Source organism: Demequina sediminis (genome assembly GCF_030296675.1).
In the GTDB taxonomy this organism is placed as follows: domain Bacteria; phylum Actinomycetota; class Actinomycetes; order Actinomycetales; family Demequinaceae; genus Demequina; species Demequina sediminis.
Genome location: NZ_AP027736.1, coordinates 1,441,917 through 1,468,543, shown reverse-complemented (window position 1 = coordinate 1,468,543; position 26,627 = coordinate 1,441,917). Strand labels below are relative to the sequence as shown.

Genomic DNA, 26,627 nt, shown 5'->3' with positions numbered 1-26,627 from the left:
GTCGAGCGGCGCGCGTCGTCGCTCGACTCCCCCGGGGCACAGCCACACCGGCCCCGACAGGGGTCATCGATCGCCGGTGGCGGCCACATATCGTGGACCGTTCCCCGGCCCGAACCCACCTAGGAGAAGACATGATGAACACCAAGCTGCGCGCGATGGGCCTCGGCCTCCTGCTCGCCTCGGGCGGCGCGTTCGCGCTCGCCGGTTGCTCGAGCGACTCAGCCGAGCCCGGCGCCTCTGCCCCCGCTGCCGAAGAGCAGTCGACCGTCGACGTCGCGACCGACCTTGAGACCGCCCGCCAGGCGGTCCTCGACGCCCTCGCCGACGAGGAGTGGGCCCAGGTCATGCTCGCGTCGGACGTGACCGAGCCCACCGTCAAGTACGGCCTCATGGTCATGCCGTTCGTGGCGACCGACGCCGCCGAGCGCGTCACCGGCACCGTCAACATCGACGGCGGCAACTTCGTGATCGAGGCCGAGTCGGCCGCGACCGGTCAGACCTGGCAGATCGACCAGGACGGCACCATCACCGAGGTCTCCGAGTAACTCGGTAGGACCCCACAAGCCTCGTCTTCTCCGGACATGGGCGGCTCGCCCGCTCGGCCCGACAGGGCCGGGCGGGCGCACCGCCCGTCGGGGACGAGGGCATCACAGTTCTGAAGGAGACTCGCAGTGAGCAAGCGTCCGCCCAAGGACACCGCGCCCCAGAAGGCACGGATGTCGAACAAGAAGTATCTGTCGATCTGGATCCCCGTGATCGCGCTGGTGACCGCGGTCGCCGTCGTCGCGAACGTGGCCCTGGTCGTCGCGGGCGGATGGGTCGCCTCGCAGTTCGGATCCGGCACCTACACCTTCACCAACTCGGAGCAGTCCGCCGGCTGGGACACCGAGTACTACACGTCCGACTTCGCTGACATGGACGAGGTCGACGCGGCCGCCCAGCAGCTGGTCGAGGACATCGCCGCGGGCGGCATCGTGCTCGCGAAGAACGAGTCGGGCGCGCTGCCGCTCGAGCAGGGCGCGGCCGTGACACTGCTCGGCCGCGCGGCGGCCGACCCCGTGTTCGGTGGATCGGGCTCCGGCTCGGTCGACACCAACTCGGCGGTCAACGTGCGCACGGGCCTCGAGAACGCCGGCTTCTCGATCAACGACTCGATGTACGCGGCGATCGAGGCCTTCGCGGCCGAGAACAAGCGCGGTCACATCGAGATGGATCAGCCGATGACCTCGACCTTCCACATCGGCGAGATGCAGATCGACGGCTACGAGGCGCAGTCCTCGACCTTCGCGCAGTACGGCGACGCCGGAATCGTCGTGATCGGCCGTCCGGGTGGTGAGGGCGGTGACCTCGCGCAGGACATGCTCGACATCGCCAACCCCGACAACATTGACCCGCGCGCCCAGGAGGGCGAGCACCAGCTCGAGCTCAACCAGGACGAGAAGGCGCTGATCGCCCTCGCCAAGGAGAGCTTCGAGACGGTCGTCGTGGTCGTCAACGCGTCCACGACGCTCGAGATGGGCGACCTTCAGGACGACGCCGGCATCGACGCGATCCTGTTCGCGGGTTCTCCTGGCGCGACCGGCTTCAACGCGCTCGGCTCGATCCTCGCGGGCGAGGTCAACCCGTCGGGTCGCACGGTCGACACCTGGGCCGCCGACTTCACCGCGGACCCCACCTGGAACAACTTCGGCGAGTTCGTGTACTCGAACATCGAGGCCGAGTTCCCCGTGTCCGCGACCGAGGCCGCGACCTCGAACGCGACCATCACGACCGATGCGCCGTTCGTCAACTACGCCGAGGGCATCTACTTCGGCTACCGCTACTACGAGACCGCCGCCGTCGAGGGCTTCATCGACTACGACTCCGCGGTCGTGTACCCCTTCGGCTACGGCCTGAGTTACACCGACTTCGCGTGGGAGGTCACGGCGACCGAGGCGGGCGACGTCGACGGCACCATCGCGGTCACGGTCGAGGTCACCAACACGGGTGACGTCGCGGGTAAGGACGTCGTGGAGCTGTACTACTCGGCGCCTTACACGCCGGGCGGCATCGAGAAGTCGTCGGTCGTGCTCGGCGGCTTCGCCAAGACCGGACTGATCGAGCCCGGTGCCTCCGAGGCCGTCACGATCGAGATCGCGGTCGAGGACATGGCGTCCTACGACTACCTCGAGAACCGCGCGTACGTGCTCGAGGCCGGCGACTACCAGATCACGGTCCAGACCGACTCGCACACGATCGCGGAGGGCACCGAGCCGTTCGTCTACACCGTCGACTCCGACGTGGTGTACGCGGGCGACGACCACCGCGCGTCGGATCTGGCCGAGGTCACCAACCAGTTCGACGACGTCTCCGAGGCGTTCACGACGACGGGCGAGGCGGGCAAGATCCCCGTGTTCTCGCGCGCCGACTTCGCCGGCACGTTCCCCACGGCGCCGACCGAGGACATGCTGGTCGCGAGCGAGACCGCGATCGAGGGTTTCCAGGCGTGGGACTACGACGCCGCCGCGGAGGCCTTCGAGGGCGACGCACCCACGCTGAACGCCGACTCCGACCTCGCGCTGATCGACATGCGTGGACTGGCGAAGGACGACCCTCAGTGGGACACGCTGCTCGACTCGCTGTCGCTCGGTGAGATGACCGACATGCTGCTCAACGGCGCGTACCAGACCGCCGCGATCGGCTCGATCGGCAAGCCCCAGACCGTCGAGCCCGACGGCCCGGCCGGCTTCTCCTCCTTCATCAACTCGTCGATCAACGGCGTGGCCTACCCGTCAGAGGTGCTCATCGCCCAGACGTGGGACGTCGCGCTCGGCGAGGCGATGGGCGTGATGCTCGGCAACGAGGCGCTCCAGAAGGACATCAACGGCTGGTACGCCCCCGCGGTGAACCTCCACCGTTCGCCCTTCGGCGGCCGCGACTTCGAGTACTACTCGGAGGACCCGGTGGTCTCGGGTCAGATGCTCACCGCCGTCGCCAACGGCGCGGCGACCAAGGGCGTCTACACGATGATCAAGCACTTCGCGCTCAACGAGCAGGAGACGAACCGCGTCAACAACGGCATCGCGACCTGGGCGACCGAGCAGACGATCCGCGAGGTCTATCTCAAGGCCTTCGAGATCGGCGTCAAGAACATCACGATGGACGTCACCTACATCGCGGACGACGAGGGCACCCTCGCCGAGACCACGATCGGTGCCGGCGGCATCATGAGCTCGTTCAACCGCATCGGCGCCGTGTGGGCCGGCGGCTCCGAGGCGCTCATGACCAACGTGCTGCGGGGTGAGTGGGGCTTCGAGGGATTCGCAATCTCGGACTTCAACCTCTACCCGTACATGAACCCCAACCAGTCCATCAGCGCGGGCACCGACCTTACGCTGACGTTCCAGCCCTCCAAGTCCTTCGGCGACACGTCGTCGGACAAGGCGGTCACGGACATCCGTGAGGCCACCCACAACATCCTGTTCACGGTGGCCAACTCGAACGCGATGGACGGCCTCGCGCCCGGCGCGACGGTCGACTACACGCCGCCGACGTGGGTGGTCATCCAGATCGTCGCCACCGCGGTGGTGGGCGTGCTGGTGCTGCTCGCGGTGGTGATGGTGGTGCGCCGCGTGCGCCGCCACCGCCCCGCCTCCACGGGAGCGTCGGCCACCGACGCCTCGTAGGACAACGATGCCGGGCCTCGTCCCCCGCGGGGCCCGGCATCGTCCCCCCACCTTCCCCGATGACCCCACGGGCGGCTTCGCCCGACCCAAAAACGGGCTCACACCAGGCACTCGACAGAACGTGCGTCGTGACGCGCAGTTCATGCGAGATCGCACCACGGGGTGGCGGCGGGCGGGCTTAATGGACTCAACAGAACAGTCAGAAACCGCGCCGGGTCTCCGGCACCGTGCACGCAAGGACGCACGGGTGGCGTGACCAGCGCGGCAGTGGCCCCCTCAGCCGGACGACGACGCCGGAGGATCGCGGTCATCCGCGGTCAAGAAAGGACCCGACAGCATGTCACACGAGCTCACGTTGCTGGAGAAGGCGGCGCTGCTCAGCGGCGCGAACATCTGGCAGACGCGCGCCGTCGAGCGGGCGGGCATCCGCGCGCTGACGCTGTCCGATGGTCCGCACGGCATCCGCAAGCAGCTCGGCTCGGGCGACCACCTGGGGATCAACGCCTCCGCGGAGGCGACGTGCTTCCCGACGGCGGCGACCGTGGCGAACTCGTGGGATCTCGAGCTCGCCGAGCAGGTGGGCGAGGCCCTGGGTGCCGAGGCCGTCGCGCTGGGCGTCGACGTGGTGCTCGGTCCCGGACTCAACATCAAGCGCAGCCCGCTGTGCGGGCGCAACTTCGAGTACTTCTCGGAGGACCCGTTCCTGTCGGGGACGCTCGCGGCGGGCTACGTGCGCGGCATCCAGTCGCAGGGCGTGGCGGCATGCCCCAAGCACTTCGCGGTGAACAGCCAGGAGCACCGCCGCATGGCGAGCGACTCCGTGGTCGACGAGCGCACGCTGCGCGAGATCTACCTGACCGCGTTCGAGATCGTGGTGCGCGACGCCGCCCCCAAGTCGATCATGTCCTCGTACAACCTGGTCAACGGCGCGTACGCCCACGAGAGCGCGCACCTGCTCCAGACCGTCCTGCGCGACGAGTGGGGCTTTGACGGTGCCGTGATCTCCGACTGGGGCGGCTCAAACGATGCCGTCGAGGCCGTGCGCGCGGGCGGCACCCTCGAGATGCCCTCGCCCGGACTCGACTCGGCGCGCCAGCTGCTCGCCGCGGTCGCCGAGGGTCGCCTCACCGAGGCCGAGCTCGACGTGCGCGTGCAGGAGATGCGCACGCTCATCGACAGGATCGACCCGAGCCTCGCGCGGGCCGTCGATGCGCAGGCGCAGCACGAGCTCGCGCGCCGGGTCGCCGAGCAGAGCCAGGTGCTCCTCAAGAACGACGATGCGCTGCTGCCCCTTGCCGAGGGCACGCGCGTCGCGATCATCGGCGACTTCGCCCAGACCCCCCGCTACCAGGGCGCCGGCTCCTCGCTGGTCAACCCCACGCGGCTGTCGAGCGCTCTCGACGCGGTCGAGGGCTCGGGCCTCGCGCTCGTGAGCTTCGCTCAGGGCTTCCGCCGCTCGGGCGGCGCCGACGAGACTCTCGCCGCGGAGGCCGTCGAGGCCGCGCGCGCCGCCGACGTGGTGCTGCTGTACCTGGGTCTCGACGAGACGAGCGAGTCCGAGGGCAACGACCGCACGCACATGGAGCTGCCCGTCAACCAGGTCGAGCTGCTCAACCGCCTGCGCCAGTCGACGGACAGGATCGTCGTGGTGCTCGCCGCCGGGTCCGCGATCGAGATGCCGTGGATCGACGACGCCCGCGCGATTGTGCACGGCTACCTGGGCGGCCAGGCCGGCGCCGAGGCGACGATGCGCGTGCTCACCGGCGCGGTCAACCCGTCGGGGCGCCTCGCCGAGACCTACCCGCTGCACCTCGAGGACAACCCCAGCCACGCGTACTTCCCCGGCGTCCGCGAGGCCGCCGAGTACCGCGAGGGCCTCTACGTGGGCTACCGCTACTACACGACGGCCCAGGTGCCGGTGCTCTTCCCGTTCGGTTACGGCCTCAGCTACACGACGTTCGCCTACGGCGACGTGCGGGTGGACGATGCCGGGGTCACCTTCACGCTCGAGAACACCGGCGACGTCGAGGGTGCCGAGGTCGCGCAGTTGTACGTGGGCCGCGTCTCCAACGGCGTCCACCGTCCGGCCCGTGAGCTCAAGGGATTCCGCAAGGTGCGCCTCGCACCCGGCGAGACCGCGACCGTGACGATTCCCTTCGACGAGCGCACGTTCCGTCACTACTCGGTCGCGCAGGGCGGCTGGAGCGTCGAGGCCGGCGAGTACTGGATCGGCGTGGGTGCCTCCGTCGAGGACATCCGGGGCGTGGCCACGCTGCGCGTTGAGGGCGAGGCCGCGGCGGTCGACCGGCGCGCCGACCTCCCGTCCTACTACTCGGGCCAGGTCGCTCACGTGAGCGACGCCGAGTTCGAGGTGCTGTTGGGCCGCGCGCTGCCGGCGCACACGGAGGCGCGCGGGCCGCTCCACGCGAACTCGCCGCTGCTCGCGATGCACCAGGCCCCGAGCCCGCTCGCGCGGCTCGCGGCGAAGGTGTTGCGCTCCCTGATCGACCGCTCGCAGCGTCGTGGCAAGCCCGACCTCAACCTGTTCTTCCTGTACAACATGCCGTTCCGTGCGATCGGCAAGATGACCAACGGCGCGGTCAGCATGGAGATGGTCGACGCGATCGTCACCCTGGTGAACGGCAAGCACCTGCGCGGGATCGGGGGAGTGGTCTCCGGCTTCTTCCGCAATCGCCGCGAGAGCAAGCGGCTCGAAGCCGAGCTCGCCTCGACCGCCTCCGCCCCCGCCTCGTCGCCCGCATCCGTGCGCGCCTGACCCGTCCGACCCGAGAGAGACCAACGATGCTCAAGCCCCTCACCTCCGCCTGGCGCCGCTTCGAGGAGAAGCGCCCAGGGACCGCGCAGTTCGCGATGTTCTTCCTGCTGAGCAACGGCGTCACCGTCCTGCAGCTCGCGCTCATGCCCGCGTTCAAGGCGATCTTCAACCAGACCGCGCTCGTGGACATCGCGTTCCAGGTGTGGCCCGTGGGCGCGAACGTCGACGGCTCGCAGTACTACATCTTCGACTACCCGGCCGGCCCGGTGGACGAGTCCGGCGTGGGCGGCGGCCTCGCGTACTTCCTCGCGGTGCAGATCACCATCGCGATCGCGCAGGTCATCAACTTCTTCGCCCAGCGCAACATCACGTTCAAGGCCAACAACTCGGTCGCGAAGGCCGCGTTCTGGTACGTGATCGCCTACATCCTCATCACGATCGGTGCCGCCGCGGCCCAGGGCTTCTACAAGGCGCCCATCTACTCGTGGACCATGGAGGTGTGGCCCTCGGGCGGCGAGGCGGTCGCGGATGTCATCACGATGATCATTAACGCGGCGATCGCCTTCTGGATCTTCTTCCCGATCTTCAAGGTGATCTTCAAGAACACCCCTGATGAGACCGTGGCCCCCGCGACTGTGTCGCAGGCCACACCCGAGACCCTCGACCGATGACCCGACCGCACCTGTAGGATCCACCCCGATGACCACACTCTCCGTCGTTGTGCCGAGCTACAACTCGGCCGACTTCATGCACCGCTGCATCGACTCGCTGCTCGTGGGCGGCGACGAGGTCGAGATCCTGATCGTCAACGATGGCTCGCGCGATGCGACGGGCGTCGTGGCGGACGGGTACGCGGCGCGGTTCCCCGGCAGGGTGCGCGCGATCCACAAGCCCAACGGTGGCCACGGATCGACCATCAACGCCGGGCTCGCGGTGGCGACGGGGCGGTACTTCAAGGTCGTCGACTCGGACGACTGGGTCGACGCCGATGCCCTGGTCGAGCTCATCGTGACGCTCAAGCGCCTCGACGGCGAGGACGCCGCGGTGGACATGGTGGTCTCGAACTTCGTCTACGAGAAGGAGGGGCGCGACCGCAAGAATGCGGTGCGCTACCGCCGCGTGCTGCCGCAGGCGCGGGTCTTCGGGTGGGACGAGGTCGGCAGGATGCGCAAGACGCAGTACCTGCTCATGCACTCGCTGGTCTACCGCACGCAGCTGCTGCGGGACGTCAAGCTCGAGCTTCCCGAGCACACGTTCTACGTCGACAACATCTTCGCGTACATGCCGCTGCCCTACGTGGAGCGCATCTACTACCTCGACGTCGACCTTTACCGCTACTTCATCGGCCGCGAGGGACAGTCCGTCTCGGAGCAGGTGATGATCTCCAGGCTCGACCAGCAGTTGCGCATCAATCGCATGATGATGGAGCACGTGGCGCGCGAGGTGTCCCCGTCGCACCCGGCGTACCGCTACATGACGCACTACCTCGAGATCATCTGCGCCGTGTCCTCGACGCTGTTGTTGCGCTCGGGCACCGCTGAGGCGATCGTCGCGAAGGAGGCGCTGTGGCGCGGCATTCGCGAGGAGGATCGCCAGCTCCACCGCCGCCTGCGCCGCGGGGCGCTCGGCCAGATCTGCACGCTGCCCGGCCGCGGCGGCCGCAAGGTGACGCTGGCCGCGTATCGCGCCGCGCAGTGGCGCGTCGGCTTCAACTGAGCCCGCACCGCCCGGACCCTCCCGCCCGCCGGGCCCCAGCATCGTCCCCTCTCAATCGGGGATGGGCACCAGCATCCTCAGCACGAACCAGCCGTCCTCGACGTTGACGGTCAGCGTGCCGTCGTACTTCTCGACCGCCTGGCGGATGTTCTTGAGGCCGTAGCCGTGGTGGTGGGCGTCGTCCTTGGTGGTCGCGGGGAGGCCGTCGACCAGGGTGAGCTCGCCGCCGAACCAGTTTTCGAAGCGCAGCAGCGCGAAGTGGTCCTGGCGGTACACCGCGACCCTCACGAGCCGCTTCTCGCGCTCTGGCACGCGCGCGGTGGCCTCGATCGCGTTGTCGAGGGCGTTGCCCATCTCGGTGACCACGTCCATGACGTCCATGAAGTCCACGACCGTGCCGTCGACCACGCTCGTGACCGTGATCTGTTCGAGCTCGGCCTGGGCCGTCTTGGAGGCGAGCATCGTGTCGACCACCGCGTTGCCGGTGTCGACCGCCACGGCCTCGTAGCCGCGGATCGACTGCTCGAGCTGGTCGACCATGCCCGAGCGCACCGTGGCGTCCGTCTCCTGGCGAATCGCCGCGATGTAGTGCTTGAGGTCGTGATACCGCGCGTTGACCGCCTCGCGCTCCTGGCGTGAGCGCAGGTACTGCTGGTGCTGCGTGCGCAGCAGGGTGTTCATCGACTGCAGCTCGACCGCGCGCATGAGCTGGAGGCGTTGGCTGCGCATCGCGTACAGCGCGATGAAGCCCGCGAAGTCCACGAGGGTGCGGATGTAGAAGATCTCCTGGCCCGCGCGGCCCGAGAACGGGGTGTCGTCGGTGACGAAGCTGAGGTTGGACATGAGGAACGTCACGAGCGCGATCGACAGCGTCGAGGCGAGGATGCGGCCGTCGATCGGGATGGTCACGCCGGGCGGGAAGTTGCGTCGCTCCGCGAAGTAGGCCGCCACGAACGCGGCGCCGTAGACCACCATCACAAGCGACACGCGCGCGGGACCCCAGTGCTCGCCGGCGAAGAAGCTCTGGTCGAGTTGCCACTCGAAGGATGCGATGAGCTCGGCGAGCACGAACGCGCGCGCGACCAGGTCTCCCGCGCCTTTCGCGTCCATGTCCGTGGTCGCCCAGATGAGGCCGTACATCGCGCCGGCCGCGAGCACCATGCCGAGCGACCACAGGCCGAGGGGCAGCGCCCCCGCAATGGTCTGGACGCCGATCAGCACGCCGAGGCCCGCGATCAGCACGGCGACCAGGGCCGCGCCGCGCAGGCGCTTGGGGCTGAGCGAGATGTAGAGCACGCATGCGCCCCACTCCGCGAGCGCGGTCATGATCCGGGGGATGTCCTGGAGGGCGTCCTCGATCACGACGAGCGCCCGTCCACGTGGTCGGCGAGCGCCTCGAGGAAGGCCTTGCGGCGGGGCCGGCTCACCTGGAGCTCGGCGCCGCCCACCATGACGCTGACGGACTGCTCGACGCGCTTCACGTGGCGCAGGTTGACCAGGTAGCAGTTGTTGGAACGGAAGAAGCCCTGCCCCGCGAGCTCCTCCTCCATGGCCTTGAGGGTCCCGGAGAACGCGTACTCGCGGTCCATCGCGTGCACCGTGATGCGGTGCATGACGGACTCGACGTAGACGATCTCCGTGGGGTCGAGCCGCACCACCGAGTTGTTGATCGTGAGCACCACCCCGCGCGACTCACGCTTGGACAGGCGGTTGAGCGAGCGCGAGAGCTCCTGCGCGAACCCGAAGTACGGCACGGGCTTGAGGAGGTAGCTCAGCGCGTCGACCTCGTAGCCCTTGATCGCGTACTGGCCCATGTTGGTGACGAAGATGATGGCCACGTCCGTGTCGACCTCGCGCACGCGGTGGGCGGCCTCGAAGCCGTCGACGTCGGGCATCTCGACGTCGAGGAAGAGGATGTCCTACTGCGGTCGGTAGCCCTCGATGAGCTCGCGGCCGTCGGTGAACGTGCGAATGTCGAACTGCACGCCGTGCTCCGCGTCGTAGCGCGCCAGGTGGTTGAGGAGGGCGTCGCGGTTCGACTCGTCGTCCTCGACGATCCCGATCCTGATCACGCTGCTCCTTTATGCGGACTGACACTCAAGTGTAAAGCGGTGGGGTGGGGGCGGCTCCCGCGCGCCACGTGTGGGGCGAGGGGCGTTCGGAGCGCGGGAAGACGCCGGTCGGTCAGCCTGACACGGGCGCGATGAGCTCCGCGCCCTGGTGGCGGACGTTGCCGACCTCGCGCCCGACCTCGTGCCACGCGAGTTCCGGCGCGGGCGCCGCGATCGCCGCCATGAGATCGTCGGGGGACGATGCCGGGTCCAGCCACGCGTCGGCCTCGCCGCGCGTGAGCATCACCGGCTGGCGGTCGTGGATCTCCTCCATGGCCCCGCGGGCCGCGGTGGTGACGATCGAGAACGACGCCAGCCACGGGGCATCGTCTCCCTTGGCCTTGTCACGCCAGAACTCGAACAGGCCGGCGAAGGCGAGCGGGGACTCGTCCCTGCTGTGGATGAAGTAGGGCGTCTTGACGCCCGCCTGGGTGCGCCACTCGTAGTAGCCGCTCGCCGGGACCAGGCAGCGGCGCTTGGCGAAGGCCGCGCGGAACGACGGCTTCTCCGCGACCGTCTCGGAGCGGGCATTGAACATGCGCGAGCCCACCGAGGGGTCCTTGGCCCATGACGGCACGAGTCCCCACCGGGCGAGCTCGAGCGAGCGCCCCTCCGCGGCGCTGTTCTCCCGCGTGCGCGCGACGACGATCGCCGCCTCCTGCGTGTGCGCGATGTTGTAGCGGGGAGAGAGCCGGGCGTCATCGGCGACGATGGCGATCTCGAAGGCGTCGATGAGCTCTTGCTCGGTGAGGAAGTTCGCGTAGCGGCCGCACATGAGGCCAGCCTAGGCATCCGGCCCGACGGTGGGGGTGGTGCTCATCTGTGGCCCGCTACCGCGTCCGGGCGAGGACGCGCTGCTCGATCGGGCGTTGCGCCGCGCGAGCCGTCCGCCAGGCCGCAACCGCCCACAGCGCGATCCCGGCGAGGCTTGCGGCACCCCACAGCGCGACCACCTGCCGAGCGTCGTCGCGGCACGCGAGCCGCGTCGCCTCCTCGATCCGCGCATCGGTCATGAGGCTGCTGTTGTCGAGGGTGAGGAAGATCGTGGCGTCCGCGGGGTAGCACGAGGAGGGCCACAGCGTGACCCACACCGCGGTCGCGAACAGCGCGACCAGCGCGAGCGCCAGCCCGATGAGCGGCCACGGCGTGCGCCCGCCGTCGCGAACCGGGCCCGCCGCGACCGCGAGCGTCCCGACAATGACCACCAGGCTGACCGCGAGCCAGGAGACGATGATGATCCCTCCCAGGCTGCTGGAGAGCATGGCCACTCCTGTCTCTGCGCCGATGCATGGACGTGCCCCGGTCCACGGCCACGCTATGGCGGCGGGGGCGGGCGCCGCTATCCCCACTTCTGGGGTCATCGCCGGGTCTGGCGAGAACCACGGATCCTCTCCACATCCCTGTCCACGATGTCTGTATTGCGGCTATGGTCCCCCTATGGGGGCAGACGCGCTGGCACGCATCGAGGAGGACGTGCGCGCCCGGATCAGGGATCACGGTGTGGATCCCGCACGCGACGTGCGCGCGGTCGAGAAGCTCGTGGCCGGGGCGATCGACGACTTCGACGAGCGCGCACTGCTCAGCGGGTCCGCGCCCGTGCCCGACCGTGACGCGCTCGCGCGCCTCATCACCGATGCCGTGGCCGGCTTGGGTCCGCTGCAGCCCCTCCTCGACGATCCCGAGGTGGAAGAGATCTGGCTGAACTCCCCGCACGAGGTCTACGTGAGCCGGCGCGGCTCGAGCGAACTCACCAGCATCATCCTCACCGAGGAGGGCGTGAGGGGAATCGTCGAGCGCATGCTCGCGCTCGCCGGGCGCCGGCTCGACCTGTCGAGTCCGTTCGTGGACGCCGCTCTGCCCGGCGGCGAGCGACTGCACGTGGCCATCCCTGACGTCACGCGCCGCCACTGGGCGGTCAACATCCGCAAGTACATCGCGCGGGCCACGGACGTCGATGACTTGGTCGCGCTCGGGACCCTGACGCCGGCGGCGGCGCGCTTCCTCGCGGGAGCCGTCCACGCGGGCCTCACCGTGCTGGTGTCAGGCGGCACACAGGCGGGAAAGACGACCACCCTCGGTGCGCTCGCCGGTGCGATCCCCGCGCGCGAGCGGGTCGTGACGTGCGAGGAGGTCTTCGAGCTCGCGCTACCGCTGCGGGACGTGGTCGCGCTGCAGTGTCGGCAGGCATCTCTCGAGGGCACGGGTGAGATCACGCTGCGCCGCCTCGTCAAGGAGGCGCTGCGCATGCGCCCCGACAGGATCGTGGTGGGCGAGGTGCGCGAGGCGGAGGCCCTTGATCTGCTCATCGCCTTGAACGCCGGCTTGCCCGGTATGTGCACGATCCACGCGAACTCCGCGAGGGACGCGCTCGGCAAGCTGTGCACGCTGCCGCTTCTCGCTGGCGACAACGTGTCCGACCGCTTCGTGGTGCCGGCCGTCGCCTCGGCGATCGACCTCGTGGTCCACGTGGCCATGGCCCCGGACGGTTCGCGCCGCGTGCGCGAGATCGCTGGGGTCTCGGGCCGCGTCGAGTCAGGGACCATCGAGCTGTCCGACATTTTCTCGACCCGCGAGGGCGAGCTGGTGCGTGGAGCGGGATTCCCGCCTCACGCGGATCGATTCGCGAGCCGCGGGCTCGTGCTGCACGAGTTGCTGGCTGCCTGACATGGACGCCGTGTGGGGGCTCGTGCTGGGGACCGGATTGCTGCTCGTATGGATGTCGTGGTGGGAGCCCGAGCAGCGACGTGAGGGGCGCCATCCGCGCGGCAGCGCCTTTCACGACCGGCTGGTGCAGGCGGGCATCCACGGTGTGTCGGTCGCCGCATTCGGCGTGATCGCCCTCGCCACCGCGGTGGTCGTGCTCGCACTCGTGTGGTCCGCGACGCGGTCGCTCGCAGTCGCCGCGTGCATGGCAATCGCGGCGGTGTATGCGCCCTTCGCGTGGGTGACGGCGCGCGCGGCACGCCGCCGCTCGCGGCTCACACGCGCGTGGCCGGATGCCGTCGACACCCTCGCGTCCGGGATCCGCGCCGGCCTGGCGTTGCCGGAGGCGCTCGCGGCGCTCGCCGACCGTGGTCCCGAGGACCTGCGGCCGGCCTTCGCCGCGTTCGCCGAGGACTACCGCGCGAGCGGTCGATTCGATGCATCGCTCGACGCGCTCAAGGCGCGACTTGCCGACCCTGTCGCGGACAGGATCGTCGAGGCCGTGCGCATCGCGCGTGACGTGGGCGGGACGGAGGTGGGCCGCGTGTTGCGCGCACTCGCGCGTTACCTGCGAGAGGAGGCACGCATTCGCGGCGAGCTCGAGGCGCGACAGTCATGGACGGTCAACGCCGCACGGCTCGCGGTCGCGGCGCCCTGGGTCCTGCTCGCGATGCTGGCGACCCGACCAGGAGGGCTTGAGGCGTTCGACACGCCCACCGGGGTCATGGTGCTCCTCGGCGGCGCCGCCGCAAGCCTGGGCGCCTACCGACTCATGCGCGCCTTTGGCAGGCTGCCCGTCGAAGAGCGGGTGCTCCGATGACGGCGCTCGCGGCCGTCTCGTTGGGGCTGGGCCTCGCGCTGGTGTGGGCGTGGGCCGATGCGCGTCGGTTCTCGCTCGAGAGGCGCCTCGCTCCGCGCCTGCGTGCGACGCGCAGCGCGAACGCCCCCGCCCCGATGCTCGCGCGTGTGGTCGCCCCCGTAGCGGGGGACATCCTGCGGTGGAGTCAACGGTGGGGCCGCCCGACAGCCGAGGTCGAGCGCATGCTCGCGCGCGCCGGGTCAGCGTCGACGGTCGCGCGCCATCGCGCACACGGACTCATCGGTGGCGCCGCCGGGCTCATCGCGGGACTGGTGATGGGCGGCGCGCTGGCGGCCGCGCGAGGGGCGGGCCCCGTCGTGGTGATCGCCGTGGCGGCTGCCGGTGGCGCCGCGGGAGCGATCGGGCCCGATATCGCGCTGTCCCGCCGTGCCGCGGCGCGCGCCGCGCGGGTGCGTACCGACCTCCCGCCCGCGGCCGAGATGCTGGCCCTCGCGGTGGTCGCGGGGGAGTCCGTGCCCGCGGCCCTGGAACGGGTCGCGGCCATCACCGGAGGACCGCTTGGCGAGGAGCTGCGACGCGTAGTGGCGGACGTGCGCGCGGGCCGCCCCCTGGCCGCGGCGCTCGACGCACTCGCCGGCCGTGTCGACGAGCCGGTGGTGACGGCGTTCTGCGACGCGATCGCGACCGCGCTCGATCGCGGCACGCCTCTTGCGGAGGTGCTCCACGCGCAGGCCGGCGACATCCGCGACCGCACGCGTCAGGCGCTGCTCGAGGAGGGCGGCAAGCGCGAGATCGCGATGCTCGTGCCCGTCGTGCTGCTGATCTTGCCGGTGACAGTGGTGTTCGCGCTGTATCCGGGCCTGGTGGCGCTCCGTTGGGGCGCATGAGAAAAGGGGGAACACATGGAGGACAGTGACTGGAGACTCGACGACCGCGGCGATGTGCCCGGCTGGGTGCTCATCACGCTGATGACGGCCGGGCTCGTGGCCACGATTTGGGCACTGGCTGGGCCCGCGCTCGGCGAGATGTTCACCACGGCCCTTGAGTCGGTCACGGGAGGCTGACGCCGGCAGCGCCGCCGTCGAGTTTGTGCTGGTCGCGGCGCTGGTGGTGGCGGTCGCTCTCGGTGTGCTGCAGATCGTGCTCGCGTCTCACGTGCGCAGCACGCTCACCGCGTGCGCGTCGGAGGGGCGAGAGTCGCCGCGGTCGCGCGGCAGGGGGACGATGCCGGCGCCGCGCGCGCGGCCGCGTGCGCCGAGTCGTCGCTGGGGATCGCGCCCACGGTCACCGTCGAACACCTTCCCGTGGGCGGCCGCGCGGGCGTGCGGATCACCCTCGACGCGTCCGTTCCCGTGCTCGCGCTGTGGGATGGCGGCCGCGTCGAGGCGGGCGGGCGCGCGCTGCTCGAGGGGGTGGACGATGCCCCGTGACGAGTCGCGCGGGCACCGGCCGCGCGGGGGTGGTCCGGGTGGGGACGACGGCGCCGCGGCGGTCGAGTTCCTCGCGCTCACGCTCGTGTTGCTCCTGCCGATCCTCTACCTGGTGGTCGCGATGACGCGGGTCCAGGCAGGCGCCTACGCCGCCGAGGGCGCGGCGTATGCCGCCGCCAGGGCCGCTGTCGTCACGGGCCTCGACGCGCTCGACGCGGGACTCGAGCCCGCCGCCGCCACCCAGGCAGCCCGTGAGTCGGCGGCCCTGGCCGCCGAGGTGGTGGCCGGGGACTTCGGGATCGGTGCGGCGCGCGTCGAACTCGACTGCGACGCGCAGTGTCTGAGCGCGGGCTCGACCGTGCGGGCGCGCGTCGAGATCGACGTCGCGCTGCCCGGCGTCCCCGCCTTCGTCAGCGCCGTCATCCCCGCGCGCGTGACGCTCGATGCGACGGCCGCGAGCCCCGTCGACGGCTACGTGCCATGAGACGCCGGCTTGTCGACCGTCGCAATGACGAGGGCTCGGTCACCGTGCTCACGATCGGGCTGATCGGGGTGCTGCTTGCCGCCGTGGTGACGGTCGCGGCGATCACTCACGTCCAGCTGCAGCGCGCGCGGCTCGCGCACGTCGCGGACGAGACCGCGCTCGCGGCGGCCGACGCGATCGACCTCGACGCGTACTACGCCACGGGAGTGGGGGAGGGGCCCGCCACGCTGGACCCGGACCGGCTCGCGGACGAGGCCCGCGAGCACTTCGCCGCCTCCGCCGCTCGCCAGGGGATGCCGGGCGCGATCCTGACCCGGGCATCGTCCCCCGACGGGACCACCGTGGAGGTGAGCGTCGCGCTCTCCACTCCCGTGCTCTTTGGCGCGGACTGGCTGCCGGGCCGAGTGGCGCTGACGGCCACCGCATCGGCCCTTGCGACCCCTTGACGCACCTCGAAACGAGAACAGAAAACAATGTCAGGCACTTGGTCCCGGGATTCCCGATGCCCCCGGACGTACCGTGAAGAAGTCGGAATCCCCGGTCACCCGGACTGGGAAGAAACCGCTCGCCGCTAGCCCCACAAGGGCGTTCACCCAGGGAGAGGGAGTACAGGCCATGACTGCTGAAGCCGTCAACAGCGACACCATTCAGGACGACGCGGGCGACCCCCGCGCACACGCCTGGCGCGGCTTCACCGCCGGCGCTTGGTGCGACGAGGTCAACGTCCGTGACTTCATCCAGGCGAACTACACGCCGTACGAGGGCGACGACTCGTTCCTCGCGGGCCCCACCGAGCGCACCACCGGCATCTGGGAGAAGCTCTCCGCGATGTTCCCCGAGGAGCGCGAGAAGGGCGTCTACGACGTCGACTGGGAGACCCCGGCGCTCATCACGTCGCACGGTCCCGGCTACATCGACCAGGACAACGAGGTCATCGTGGGCCTCCAGACCGATGCGCCGCTCAAGCGGGCGATCATGCCGTTCGGCGGCTGGCGCATGGTGGTCAAGGAGCTCGAGACCTACGGCTACCCGGTCAAGCCCGAGCTCGAGGAGATCTTCTCCAAGTACCGCAAGACCCACAACGACGGCGTGTTCGACGCGTACCCGCCGAACGTGCGCGCCGCACGTAGCTCTCACATCGTGACGGGACTGCCGGACTCGTACGGCCGCGGCCGCATCATCGGCGACTACCGCCGCGTCGCGCTCTACGGCGTCGACGCTCTCATCGAGGCCAAGAAGGTCGAGCGCATCGAGCTCGACATGGAGCGCTCGACCGAGGACATCATCCGTGACCGCGAGGAGAACTCCGAGCAGATCAAGGCGCTCGGCGAGCTCAAGCAGATGGCGGCCTCGTACGGCTTCGACATCTCCAAGCCCGCGACCAACGGCCGCGAGGCCGTCCAGTGGCTGTACTTCGCGTACCTCGCCGCGGTCAAGGAGCAGAACGGTGCCGCGATGTCGCTGGGTCGCACCTCGACCTTCATCGACATCTACCTCGAGCGTGACATCGCCGATGGCGTGCTCACCGAGGCGCAGGCCCAGGAGATCATCGACGACTTCGTGATCAAGCTGCGGATCGTGCGCTTCCTGCGCACCCCCGAGTACGACGCGCTGTTCTCCGGCGACCCGACGTGGGTCACCGAGACCATCGGTGGCATCGGCGAGGACGGCCGCCCGCTCGTGTCGCGGACGTCGTTCCGCTACCTGCAGACGCTGTACAACCTTGGCCCCGCGCCCGAGCCGAACCTGACCGTGTTCTGGTCCGACCGCCTCCCGCAGGGATTCAAGGACTTCTGCGCGAAGGTGTCGATCGACACCTCGGCCATCCAGTACGAGTCCGACGAGCTGATCCGCCCCACGTGCGGTGACGACTCCGCGATCGCGTGCTGCGTGTCCGCCATGACCGTGGGCAAGCAGATGCAGTTCTTCGGAGCGCGCGTCAACCTCGCCAAGTCGATGCTGTACGCGATCAACGGCGGCCGCGACGAGATCTCGGGCAAGCAGGTCGCCCCGGTCTCGACGCCGATCATGGACGAGGTTCTCGACTTCGACACCGTGATGGAGGCCTACGACAAGCTGCTCGACTGGCTCGCCGAGACCTACGTCGATGCGCTCAACGTCATCCACTACATGCACGACAAGTACGCGTACGAGCGCATCGAGATGGCGCTGCACGACCGCACCATCCTGCGCACCCTCGCGTGCGGCATCGCGGGCCTCTCGGTCGCGGCGGACTCGCTGTCCGCGATCAAGTACGCCACGGTGCGTCCGATTCGCGACGAGTCGGGCCTCGCGGTGGACTACGAGGTCGAGGGCGAGTTCCCCTGCTACGGCAACGACGACGACCGCGTCGACGACATCGCCGTCGACCTGGTGGGTCGCTTCATGGAGAAGGTGCGCCGTCAGCCCACGTACCGCAACGCGGTGCACACGCAGTCGGTGCTCACCATCACCTCGAACGTGGTCTACGGCAAGCACACCGGCAACACCCCGGATGGTCGCCGCGCTGGCGAGCCGTTCGCGCCGGGTGCGAACCCCATGAACGGACGCGACGTTCACGGCGTGATGGCCTCGGCCCTCTCCGTCGCGAAGCTGCCGTACTCGGAGGCCCAGGACGGTATCTCCCTCACCACGTCGATCGTGCCCTCGGGACTCGGTCGCACCCGTGAGGACCAGGTCAAGAACCTGGTGGGCATCCTCGACGCGTACAACGTGTCGAACGGCTTCCACGTCAACGTGAACGTCCTCAACCGCGAGGTCCTCGAGGACGCCATGGAGCACCCGGAGAACTACCCTCAGCTCACGATTCGCGTCTCCGGATACGCGGTGAACTTCGTCCGTTTGACGCGTGAGCAGCAGCTCGACGTGCTCTCCCGCACTTTCCACGCGGGCCTGTAGCTCCGTCCGACCAGACAGGACAACCCCGCGGCGCCCCGCCCCTCCGGGGCGGGGCGCCGCTCTCTATGCTCGGCTCTAGGAGGTCCCCCCATGACCGATGACACCCTTCCCGTGGAGGCGGGCGCGGCTGCGGCCGTTGCCGCCCCGGTGGCTGCTCCTGTGGCTGCTCCCGTGCTCGACGCGCCGCCTATGGAGATCGCCGACCAGGAGATCGCCGCCGCCGACCTGATTCGCGACCACCAGACCGGATCGGTCCACTCGTGGGACCTGGTCACCGGCGCGGACGGTCCCGGCACGCGCATGACACTCTTCCTCGCGGGCTGCGGCATGCGCTGCCAGTTCTGCCAGAACCCCGACACCTGGCGCATGCGTGACGGCAAGCGCCACACCGTCGACGAGGTCATGGAGAAGGTCACCCGCTACGCGACCATCATGAAGGTCACGGGCGGCGGGCTCACCATCTCGGGCGGGGAGCCGCTGCTGCAGTCGAAGTTCGTCATGAACATCTTCCGCCGCTGCCACGACCTCAACGTGCAGACCGCTCTCGACACCGCCGGGCTGCTGGGAGCGCGCCTCAGCGACGACGACCTCAACTACGTGGACCTGGTGCTTCTCGACATCAAGTCGGGGCTGCCGGAGACCTACAAGCGGGTGACCGGTCGCGAGCTGCAGCCCACGCTGGACTTCGCACGGCGCCTTTCCGACCTGGGCAAGACCATGTGGATCCGGTTTGTGCTCGTACCCGGCCTCACGGACGCGGTCGAGAACGTCGACGCGATCGCCGACTTCGTCGCGACACTCGACGGGGTGCAGCGCCTCGAGGTGCTGCCGTTCCACCAGCTTGGACGCGACAAGTGGGCGGCGACGGGCGAGCCGTACCTTCTCGAGAACACGCAGCCGCCGGACAAGGAGCTCATCGAGCGCGTCAAGCAGCAGTTCGCGCGCCGCGGCATCACCGTCATGTGAGGGTGGCGGTACCGCGAGGTGTGGCGGGTCCGCGAGGTGAAGCGTGGCGGGACGGGCCTGGCGCTTCGCGCATAGGATCTTGCGGTTTCGGGGCGCGAATTCGGCCTCGCGCATCGCGTGGTGCGATCTGCCCCTCGACGCATCCCACAGACCTGCCCCGACGCGACCCCGGCGCGACCCCGGCGCGCCCCGCGCGACGTACTGCGCGCGATACACCCCACGACACACCCCACGACACACCCCACGCCTCACCGCGCCAAGCCCCACGGCAGAACAATCACAAGATCCTCTGCGCGAAGCCCTCACACCGCCCGAGAATCGCAAGATCGTATGCGCCAAGCCGGCGCCGACGGGGTCCCGCCCCTCAACGGGACCCCACCGGACCGGCCTCCTGCGCCTACGCGGTCAGCGCAGCCGCAAGCTCGTCGAACACGCGCACGTAGGCGTCGATCGCCTCGTCCGAGTGCACCACCGACAGCGTCCACTCCTCCTCGCGGCCCGGCGTCATGAAGATCCCGTGGTTCATGTTCCACAGCCACGCGAGGTCGCACAGCTCGACATCCTGCGCGTTCTTGAAGGTCTCGTAGTCCACGATCTTCTCGGTCGAGAACGTCACGCAGCCCTTCGACCCGATGCCCACGGCATAGCCGGGGAGGTCGTACTTCTCGATGACCGCCTGGCAGCCGGCCACGATCCGGTCGTTGAGCTCGCCCAGCCGCTCGTACGCTGCGGGCGTCAGCACCTCGAGCAGAGACGCCTTGGCCGCGGCCATCGACAGCGGGTTTCCGTTGTAGGTTCCCACCTGGTAAACCGTGTGGTCCTCGACCACGCTCATGACCTCTGCCGAGCCGCCGATCGCGCCCGACGGCAGACCGCCGCCCAGCACCTTGGCGAGCGTCACCATGTCCGGGGTCACGCCGAACTTCTCCGTCGCGCCGCCCGCCGCGATCGCGAGCCCCGTCTTGACCTCGTCGAAGATCAGCACGATGCCGTGGCGCGTGGTGATGTCGCGCACGGCCTCGAGGTAGCCCGGCTCGGGCAGGACCACGCCCAGGTTCATCATGGCGGCCTCCATGATGACGCACGCGGGCTTGCGGCCCTCGGCGTCGAGTCGCACGATCCGCCGCTCCATCGCCTCCGCGTCGTTGAACGGCACCGCGATGGTCATGTCCACGGTGGACTGCGGGATGCCGCCGCCGTAGGGCAGCGACGCGAGATTGTCGCGGTCGCCGATCTTGTCGTACTCGACGCCGATCGACACCATGACGGTGTCGTGGTGGCCGTGGTACGAACCGAAGATCTTCATCACGGTGTCGCGGCCCGTGTAGGCGCGCGCGATGCGGATCGCGTCCATCGTGGACTCGGAGCCCGAGTTGGTGAAGCGCCACTTGGGCAGTCCCCAGCGCCTCGCCAGCTCGTCGGCGACGTCGATCACGTCCTCGGTGGCCGCCGCGAAGTGCGTCCCGAGCGGGTACCGCTTCGCGAGCGCCTCCCCGATCGCGGGGTGCGCGTGACCCTGCACCATCGAGCCGAAGCCGTTGTGGAAGTCGTAGTACTCGTTGCCATCGACGTCGGTGATGCGGTCGCCGCTGCCGGAGTCGATGTAGATGGGCCACGGGTCGCGGCCCTGATAGCTGGAGGCGACGCCGCCCGAGAGGTGCTCGGAGGCGTGCACGTACATCGCCTTGGACTTCACGGTGCGCGAGTTGAGAAGAGCGGTCTGCTCCTCGATGAGCTGAGCGATGCGGGCCCGGTCGAGCTCGATAGCCATGTTTCCTCCACCCGACCGGCCTGGCGACGGGCATGTGTTGTGAGGAGATGACGACCGGTCGCCGGCCTGGCGCTGGCCGGTCGTGCGCCGCCCGCCGTGGGCGGGTGCGCGCTCTCGACGGTAGCGGATGGTGCGCCAGGAAATCCAGGGGTACCGGCGCATCGTCCCTGCGCAGGGCCCTGTCCGGACAGAGCGTCGTGCGCGGGGACGATGCCGGGGTGGGGCATTGCGCGCGGGCGGCGGGGTGGGTTTGGATGCGGGTACCGGCCGCGGCAGCTTGCGCGGCCCTCAGCGTGAGGATGTGAGAGGCGTGGGCACCACGGTGTTCGAGCGTCACCGCCCAGCGGGCGCGGCCATCGAGGCGGCGCTCGCGCCGTCGCGGCTGTCGCCGTTCTGGATCGACGACGCGCCCGCGCGGCGCTTCCCCACGCTCGCGGGGCGGCACGAGGCCGACCTCGCGATCGTGGGCGGCGGCTACAGCGGGCTGTGGACCGCGGTGCTCGCGAAGGAGCGCGATCCCGGCCTGCGCGTGGTGGTGGTCGAGGCGCGGCGAGTCGGCTGGGCGGCCTCGGGACGCAACGGCGGCTTCTGCGAGGCGAGCCTCACCCATGGGTACGAGAACGGCGCGAGCCGCTGGCCCGACGAGATCGACACGCTCGAGCGGCTCGGTCTCGAGAATCTCGACGAGATCGAGGCGACTGTCGCGCGCTACGGCATGGACGTCCACTGGGAGCGCAACGGCACTCTGGCGGTCGCGGTCGAGCCGCACCAGGTCGACTGGCTGCGCGACGACCCCGGCTTCCTCGACGCCGCATCGACCCGCACGCTCGTGAACTCGCCGACGTACCTGGCGGGCAGCGTGAGTCCCCACGACACCGCGATGGTCCATCCTGGCCGCCTCGCCGCCGAGCTCGCGAGGGTCGCCGCGGACCTGGGGGTCGAGATCTTCGAGGACTCTCCCGTGATGGCGCTCGAGGACGGGCCCGTGCTCCTCACGCGGGACGGCGAGCTGCGCGCGTCGCGCGTGGCCCTCGCGACCAACGCGTTCCGTCCGCTGCTGAGGCGCAACCGGCTCATGACCGTGCCCGTGTACGACTACGTGGTGATGACGGAGCCGCTCACTGCGGCGCAGCTCGCGAGCATCGGGTGGGAGGGGCGCCAGGGCGTCGCGGACGTGGGCAACCAGTTCCACTACTACCGGCTCACGCGCGACAACCGCATCCTCTTCGGTGGCTACGACGCGATCTATCACGCGGGAGGCCGTCTCAAGGCGTCCTATCAGGACCGGCCCGCGTCCTACGAGCGGCTCGTGAGTCACCTGCTGACCACGTTCCCTCAGCTCGAGGGGGTGACGATCACGCACCGCTGGGCCGGAGCGATCGACACGAGCTCGCGGTTCTGCGCGTTCTTCGGGACCGCGCGCGACGGCGCGGTCGCGTATGCGCTCGGCTTCACCGGGCTGGGCGTGGGCGCAACGAGGTTCGGCGCGAACGTCATGCTCGACCTGCTCGCGGGAGAGGAGACCGAGCGCACCGGGCTGCGCATGGTCAGGGAGAAGCCGCTGCCCTTCCCTCCCGAGCCGCTCGCGAGCCTCGGCATCAACGCGACCCGTTGGTCGCTCGACCGCGCGGATCACCGCGAGGGCAGGCGCAACCTCCTCCTGCGCGGCCTCGACGCCGTGGGCATGGGCTTCGACTCGTGACAGAGATGCTGCGCCCGGGCACCGCCGTGGATGCCGCCGCGATCGACGTGGCCACCGCACCCCTCCCGGCCGCTCAGGTGGTCGACGGGACGCCGGCCACGGGCGACGTGGCGCTGGGCGAACTAGGGGACGCCGAGCTCGGCGTGTGGGTGATGACGCCGGGGGTCGCGACGGACATTGAGGTGGACGAGGCCTTCGTGGTGCTGTCGGGCCGCGCGCGCATCGACATCGCGGCAGCCGCAGGCGGGCCCGTGTCGCTCGAGGTGGGCCCCGGCTCGCTCGTGCGGCTCGGCGCGGGCATGGCCACCACGTGGACCGTGACCGAGACCCTGCGCAAGGTCTACCTCGCGCGCTGACGGCCCGCGGCGCGCTGACGGCCCGCGGCGAGTCGCCTACCCGCGCGTGCCCGGCCGCGACAACAGCGCGATGTGCAGCGCGGTCTGCGTCTCCCCGTCCTCCAGGTCCACGTCGAGCAGCGTCGAGATGAGCTCGAGGCGCTGGTAGAACACCGATCGCGAGAGGTGAGCCGCCCGCGCGGCGGCGGTCCTGTTGCCCGGGTGCGCGAGCGCCGCGCGCAGCACCCGCTGGAGGTCGCCGCCCACGCGCTGATCGTGCTCGATGATCGGCGCGAGCATGCGCTCGCCGTGGTCGATCAGCCGGTGATCGTCGCGCAGGCTCGACAGCAGCCGCGCGAGGGGACGCCGCTCGACCCACAGCACGGCGCCCGTGGGGGCCTCGGCCGCGTTGTCGATCGCCTCGTGCAGCGACAGCACCGCGGCGTCGACTCCCGAGGCCGCGCGGCCCACGGTCGCGGACACGCGGCTTCCCTCCCCAAGCGTGCGCAGCAGCGCGGCCAGCGAGGAGTCGTCGAGGGGACGATGCGCGGGCTGCGACAGCAGCACGACCGTCAGCGGCCCGCCGGTCCGGTCGGGCAGGGCGAGCGCGCGGGCGCGCCCGCCGAGGGTGAGCGCCCAGGCCTCGACCGCGGTCGCCGAGTGCGCGGCCCCGCGCAGCGCGAGGCCGTACAGGAGGCGTCCGGCGACGGGCACCCCGGCGGCCTCGAGGCGTGCGGTGACCGCCTCGGAGGTCGCGAAGCGGCCGGCGAGGAGCGGATCGAGGAGGTGACGGCGCGCGAGGGTTGCCCACTCGTCCGCGCCGCCGTCGGCCAGGCGCCCGAGCGCGAGAGCGATCGCTCCCTGGATGAGCACGTTGCGTCGCCCCGCGGCATGCGGCGGTCCGGGCAGCGCGACGAGCGATCCCCACCGCTTGCCGCGCGCGTCGACGGGAACCACGAGCCAGCCGTCCTCATCGGACGCCTCGCGGTGTGCGGCGCGCGAGCGGCGTTCCCAATCGGCGAGCACCGCGGCCTCGGAGCCGGACGGCACCTCCGAGATGAGGGCCTCGTGCGCGAGGCTCTCGAGCACCACGGGCGAGCCGAGCGTGCGCGCGAGCTCGCGCACCACGTGGTCCGCCGGGGCGCCGCGCAGCGTGAGGCTCGTGAACAGCTCTCGGACCTCGTCGCGCGCCTTGAGGGCCGCCATCTGGCCCGCGATGATGCGGCTGTGGCCCGCCTCGGTGAGCGCGATGAACCTCACCTCGCGGTGAAGGACGATCAACGCGAGCCCCGCGCGCTGCGCCGCGTCGCGCACGACCGGCGGGGTCTCGGAGTAGCGCGTGCCGAGCTCGAGCACCAGCGCGGAGACGCCGGCCTCGACCAGGCTTTCGATGAAGCGGCGCAGCTCGGCGTCCGTGTCGGGCCACGCGGTGCCCATCGACAGCAACAGCTCGCGGCCCTCGAGCATGCGCGCGATGTCGCCCCGTTCGGAGGTGTGCACCCACCTCACGGGGGCCTCGAGGGCGGCGCCTCCGACCACCACCTCGGGCACACCGGCCCGGAAGGCATCGTCCTCGAGAAGCTCGCCCACGGTGGGCAGCGCCGCCAGCGCCGAGCGCTTCGGACGATTCGTTCGGCGGGTGTCGATATCGCGACGTTCGGCGATCTCCATCTGTGCATCCTATGTGTGAATCTTGGCTCACGAGCAAGTGATGGCGCGTCACTCAGAGTGTCCGAGCCGCGCATGGAGGGAGACCAGTGGACGTCATCCGTCACCACATCGGTGGAACCGAGGCCGGCGCGGCAGAGCGCACGGGACCCGTGTTCGACCCGGCCACGGGTGCCCAGGTCGCGCAGGTGGCCTTCGCGTCGACCGCCGAGGTTGACGCGGCGATCGCGGTGGCCGTCGAGGCGCAGCGCACGTGGGCCGCGATGGGCCTGGTGCGACGCGCCGACGTGTTCTTCCGCATGCGTCAACTGCTCATCGAGCGTCAGGACCAGATCGCCGCGGTCATCACGCGCGAGCACGGCAAGGTGCTCGCGGACGCCAAGGGTGAGATCAGCCGCGGCATCGAGAACGTCGAGTTCGCGGCCGGGCTGGTGCACCTCCTCAAGGGAGAGCACTCGACCCAGGTCGCGGGCGGCGTCGACGTTCACACGCTCAAGCAGCCGGTCGGCGTCGTGGGCGCGATTACCCCGTTCAACTTCCCCGTCATGGTCCCGCTGTGGATGAGTGCCTCGGCGCTCGCGGCGGGCAACGCCGTGATCCTCAAGCCGTCGGAGAAGGACCCGAGCGCATCGGTCCTGCTCGCCAGGCTGTGGGAGGAGGCGGGACTGCCGCCCGGCGTCCTCAACGTCGTTCACGGCGACAAGGAGGCCGTCGACGCGATCCTCGACTCTCCCGCCGTGGGGGCCGTGAGCTTCGTGGGGTCGACGCCCATCGCGCGGTCGATCTACGAGCGCGCGGCCGGTCACGGCAAGCGCGTTCAGGCGCTCGGCGGTGCGAAGAACCACATGATCGTGATGCCCGATGCCGACCTCGACGGGGCGGCAGACGCCGCCGTGTCGGCCGCGTATGGCTCGGCCGGAGAGCGGTGCATGGCGATCTCCGTGTTGGTCGCGGTGGGAGACACGACGGCCGATGCCCTGGTCGCCAAGGTCGCCGAGCGCATGGCGCGCCTGCGCATCGGCCCCGGCACTGACCCCGCGTCCGAGATGGGCCCGCTCATCACGCGCGAGCACCGCGACCGCGTCGCCGGCTACGTCGCCGGCGCGGCCGCCGAGGGCGCGACCGTGGTGGTCGACGGCACGCTCGCGGAGTTCGCGGGTGATGGCTTCTTCGTGGGCACGTCGCTCGTGGACCACGTCCGCCCGGGCATGCGGGTCTACGACGACGAGATCTTCGGCCCCGTGCTGTCCGTCGTGCGCGCGGCGTCCTACGAGGAGGCCGTCGAGCTGGTCAACGCGAACCCGTTCGCCAACGGCACGGCGCTCTTCACCCGCGACGGCGGCACCGCGCGCCGCTTCGAGCTCGACATCCAGGTGGGCATGGTGGGCATCAACGTGCCGCTGCCCGTGCCGATCGGGGCGTACTCGTTCGGCGGCTGGAAGCAGTCGCTGTTCGGCGACTCGCACATCTACGGTCCCGAGTCGATCCACTTCTATACGCGCAGCAAGGTGGTCACCACGCGGTGGCCCCAGCCCAGCGAGTCGCAGATCGACCTGGGCTTCCCCAGCAACCACTGAGTTCC

The 26,627-nt window shown here is 70.1% G+C and carries 24 protein-coding genes and 1 pseudogene; 18 read left to right on the top strand and 7 right to left on the bottom strand.

Annotation, left to right across the window (positions count from 1 at the left end; all coding sequences use genetic code 11):
* Positions 1-131 precede the first annotated feature (131 nt).
* The 5 genes from QUE44_RS07480 (at position 132) to QUE44_RS07460 (ending at position 8,157) form a co-directional block, all read left to right on the top strand.
* Positions 132-545: a hypothetical protein gene (locus QUE44_RS07480; protein WP_286213884.1), complete on the top strand. Its 414-nt coding sequence runs from the start codon at positions 132-134 to the stop codon at positions 543-545.
* 126 nt (positions 546-671) lie between these two features.
* On the top strand, positions 672-3,665 hold the full coding sequence (locus QUE44_RS07475; protein ID WP_286213883.1) for a glycoside hydrolase family 3 C-terminal domain-containing protein: 2,994 nt from the start codon (positions 672-674) through the stop codon (positions 3,663-3,665).
* A 337-nt stretch (positions 3,666-4,002) separates the two neighbouring features.
* Positions 4,003-6,441, top strand: a complete 2,439-nt coding sequence (locus tag QUE44_RS07470) for a glycoside hydrolase family 3 C-terminal domain-containing protein (protein ID WP_286213882.1) — start codon at positions 4,003-4,005, stop codon at positions 6,439-6,441.
* Positions 6,442-6,467: 26 nt separating this feature from the next.
* On the top strand, positions 6,468-7,112 hold the full coding sequence (locus QUE44_RS07465) for a hypothetical protein (protein ID WP_286213881.1): 645 nt from the start codon (positions 6,468-6,470) through the stop codon (positions 7,110-7,112).
* A 28-nt stretch (positions 7,113-7,140) separates the two neighbouring features.
* Complete coding sequence (locus QUE44_RS07460) at positions 7,141-8,157, top strand: glycosyltransferase family 2 protein (RefSeq protein WP_286213880.1); 1,017 nt, start codon at positions 7,141-7,143, stop codon at positions 8,155-8,157.
* A 51-nt stretch (positions 8,158-8,208) separates the two neighbouring features.
* On the opposite strand, the gene QUE44_RS07455 is transcribed toward QUE44_RS07460, so the two are convergent.
* From QUE44_RS07455 to QUE44_RS07435, 5 genes are all read right to left on the bottom strand, one after another.
* The gene (locus tag QUE44_RS07455) at positions 8,209-9,519 is read right to left on the bottom strand and encodes an ATP-binding protein (protein WP_286213879.1); all 1,311 of its coding nucleotides are present in this window, start codon (positions 9,517-9,519) and stop codon (positions 8,209-8,211) included.
* Positions 9,516-10,073: a LytR/AlgR family response regulator transcription factor gene (locus tag QUE44_RS07450; RefSeq protein ID WP_286216715.1), complete on the bottom strand. Its 558-nt coding sequence runs from the start codon at positions 10,071-10,073 to the stop codon at positions 9,516-9,518. The genes QUE44_RS07455 and QUE44_RS07450 overlap by 4 nt, the downstream gene beginning before the upstream one ends.
* A gap of 3 nt (positions 10,074-10,076) precedes the next feature.
* Positions 10,077-10,229, bottom strand: a complete 153-nt coding sequence (locus QUE44_RS07445; RefSeq protein ID WP_286213878.1) for a hypothetical protein — start codon at positions 10,227-10,229, stop codon at positions 10,077-10,079.
* 112 nt (positions 10,230-10,341) lie between these two features.
* A complete protein-coding gene (locus tag QUE44_RS07440) occupies positions 10,342-11,043 on the bottom strand; it encodes an SOS response-associated peptidase (protein ID WP_286213877.1) in 702 nt (233 codons plus the stop codon).
* Between the two features lie 55 nt (positions 11,044-11,098).
* The gene (locus QUE44_RS07435) at positions 11,099-11,530 is read right to left on the bottom strand and encodes a hypothetical protein (protein WP_286213876.1); all 432 of its coding nucleotides are present in this window, start codon (positions 11,528-11,530) and stop codon (positions 11,099-11,101) included.
* Positions 11,531-11,705: 175 nt separating this feature from the next.
* Here QUE44_RS07435 and QUE44_RS07430 point away from each other — a divergent pair, with 175 nt between their 5' ends.
* The 10 genes and pseudogenes from QUE44_RS07430 to pflA all read left to right on the top strand — a co-directional run bounded on the left by QUE44_RS07430 (position 11,706) and on the right by pflA (position 19,569).
* Positions 11,706-12,932 (top strand): TadA family conjugal transfer-associated ATPase, encoded by a 1,227-nt coding sequence (locus QUE44_RS07430; RefSeq protein ID WP_286213875.1) that lies wholly within the window; start codon positions 11,706-11,708, stop codon positions 12,930-12,932.
* A gap of 1 nt (position 12,933) precedes the next feature.
* Positions 12,934-13,791, top strand: a complete 858-nt coding sequence (locus QUE44_RS07425) for a type II secretion system F family protein (RefSeq protein ID WP_286213874.1) — start codon at positions 12,934-12,936, stop codon at positions 13,789-13,791.
* The gene (locus QUE44_RS07420; RefSeq protein WP_286213873.1) at positions 13,788-14,678 is read left to right on the top strand and encodes a type II secretion system F family protein; all 891 of its coding nucleotides are present in this window, start codon (positions 13,788-13,790) and stop codon (positions 14,676-14,678) included. The genes QUE44_RS07425 and QUE44_RS07420 overlap by 4 nt, the downstream gene beginning before the upstream one ends.
* Before the next feature lie 15 nt (positions 14,679-14,693).
* Positions 14,694-14,855 carry a hypothetical protein gene (locus QUE44_RS07415; protein ID WP_286213872.1) on the top strand — a complete coding sequence of 54 codons (162 nt, stop codon included), beginning with the start codon at positions 14,694-14,696 and terminating at the stop codon, positions 14,853-14,855.
* 25 nt (positions 14,856-14,880) lie between these two features.
* Positions 14,881-14,925 (top strand): annotated as a pseudogene (locus tag QUE44_RS14080) (hypothetical protein); the annotation flags it as partial.
* Between the two features lie 41 nt (positions 14,926-14,966).
* Complete coding sequence (locus QUE44_RS07410) at positions 14,967-15,221, top strand: hypothetical protein (RefSeq protein WP_286213871.1); 255 nt, start codon at positions 14,967-14,969, stop codon at positions 15,219-15,221.
* The gene (locus QUE44_RS07405; protein ID WP_286213870.1) at positions 15,211-15,705 is read left to right on the top strand and encodes a pilus assembly protein; all 495 of its coding nucleotides are present in this window, start codon (positions 15,211-15,213) and stop codon (positions 15,703-15,705) included. The genes QUE44_RS07410 and QUE44_RS07405 overlap by 11 nt, the downstream gene beginning before the upstream one ends.
* Positions 15,702-16,151, top strand: coding sequence for a pilus assembly protein TadG-related protein (locus tag QUE44_RS07400; protein ID WP_286213869.1), 450 nt, complete (start codon positions 15,702-15,704; stop codon positions 16,149-16,151). The genes QUE44_RS07405 and QUE44_RS07400 overlap by 4 nt, the downstream gene beginning before the upstream one ends.
* A 169-nt stretch (positions 16,152-16,320) precedes the next feature.
* A complete protein-coding gene (gene pflB, locus QUE44_RS07395; protein ID WP_286213868.1) occupies positions 16,321-18,603 on the top strand; it encodes a formate C-acetyltransferase in 2,283 nt (760 codons plus the stop codon).
* A gap of 90 nt (positions 18,604-18,693) precedes the next feature.
* Positions 18,694-19,569 carry a pyruvate formate-lyase-activating protein gene (gene pflA / locus QUE44_RS07390; RefSeq protein ID WP_286213867.1) on the top strand — a complete coding sequence of 292 codons (876 nt, stop codon included), beginning with the start codon at positions 18,694-18,696 and terminating at the stop codon, positions 19,567-19,569.
* A 397-nt stretch (positions 19,570-19,966) separates the two neighbouring features.
* On the opposite strand, the gene QUE44_RS07385 is transcribed toward pflA, so the two are convergent.
* On the bottom strand, positions 19,967-21,340 hold the full coding sequence (locus tag QUE44_RS07385) for an aspartate aminotransferase family protein (protein ID WP_286213865.1): 1,374 nt from the start codon (positions 21,338-21,340) through the stop codon (positions 19,967-19,969).
* A gap of 310 nt (positions 21,341-21,650) precedes the next feature.
* Here QUE44_RS07385 and QUE44_RS07380 point away from each other — a divergent pair, with 310 nt between their 5' ends.
* Both QUE44_RS07380 and QUE44_RS07375 read left to right on the top strand, forming a co-directional pair.
* Positions 21,651-23,042 (top strand): NAD(P)/FAD-dependent oxidoreductase, encoded by a 1,392-nt coding sequence (locus tag QUE44_RS07380; RefSeq protein WP_286213863.1) that lies wholly within the window; start codon positions 21,651-21,653, stop codon positions 23,040-23,042.
* Positions 23,043-23,047: 5 nt separating this feature from the next.
* Complete coding sequence (locus tag QUE44_RS07375; protein WP_286216713.1) at positions 23,048-23,398, top strand: cupin domain-containing protein; 351 nt, start codon at positions 23,048-23,050, stop codon at positions 23,396-23,398.
* 36 nt (positions 23,399-23,434) lie between these two features.
* Here the strand turns inward: QUE44_RS07375 and QUE44_RS07370 are convergent, their stop codons facing one another.
* Positions 23,435-25,048: a PucR family transcriptional regulator gene (locus QUE44_RS07370; protein ID WP_286213862.1), complete on the bottom strand. Its 1,614-nt coding sequence runs from the start codon at positions 25,046-25,048 to the stop codon at positions 23,435-23,437.
* An 86-nt stretch (positions 25,049-25,134) separates the two neighbouring features.
* On the opposite strand from QUE44_RS07370, the gene QUE44_RS07365 reads away from it, so the two are divergent.
* The gene (locus tag QUE44_RS07365; protein ID WP_286213861.1) at positions 25,135-26,622 is read left to right on the top strand and encodes a CoA-acylating methylmalonate-semialdehyde dehydrogenase; all 1,488 of its coding nucleotides are present in this window, start codon (positions 25,135-25,137) and stop codon (positions 26,620-26,622) included.
* Positions 26,623-26,627: the final 5 nt, after the last annotated feature.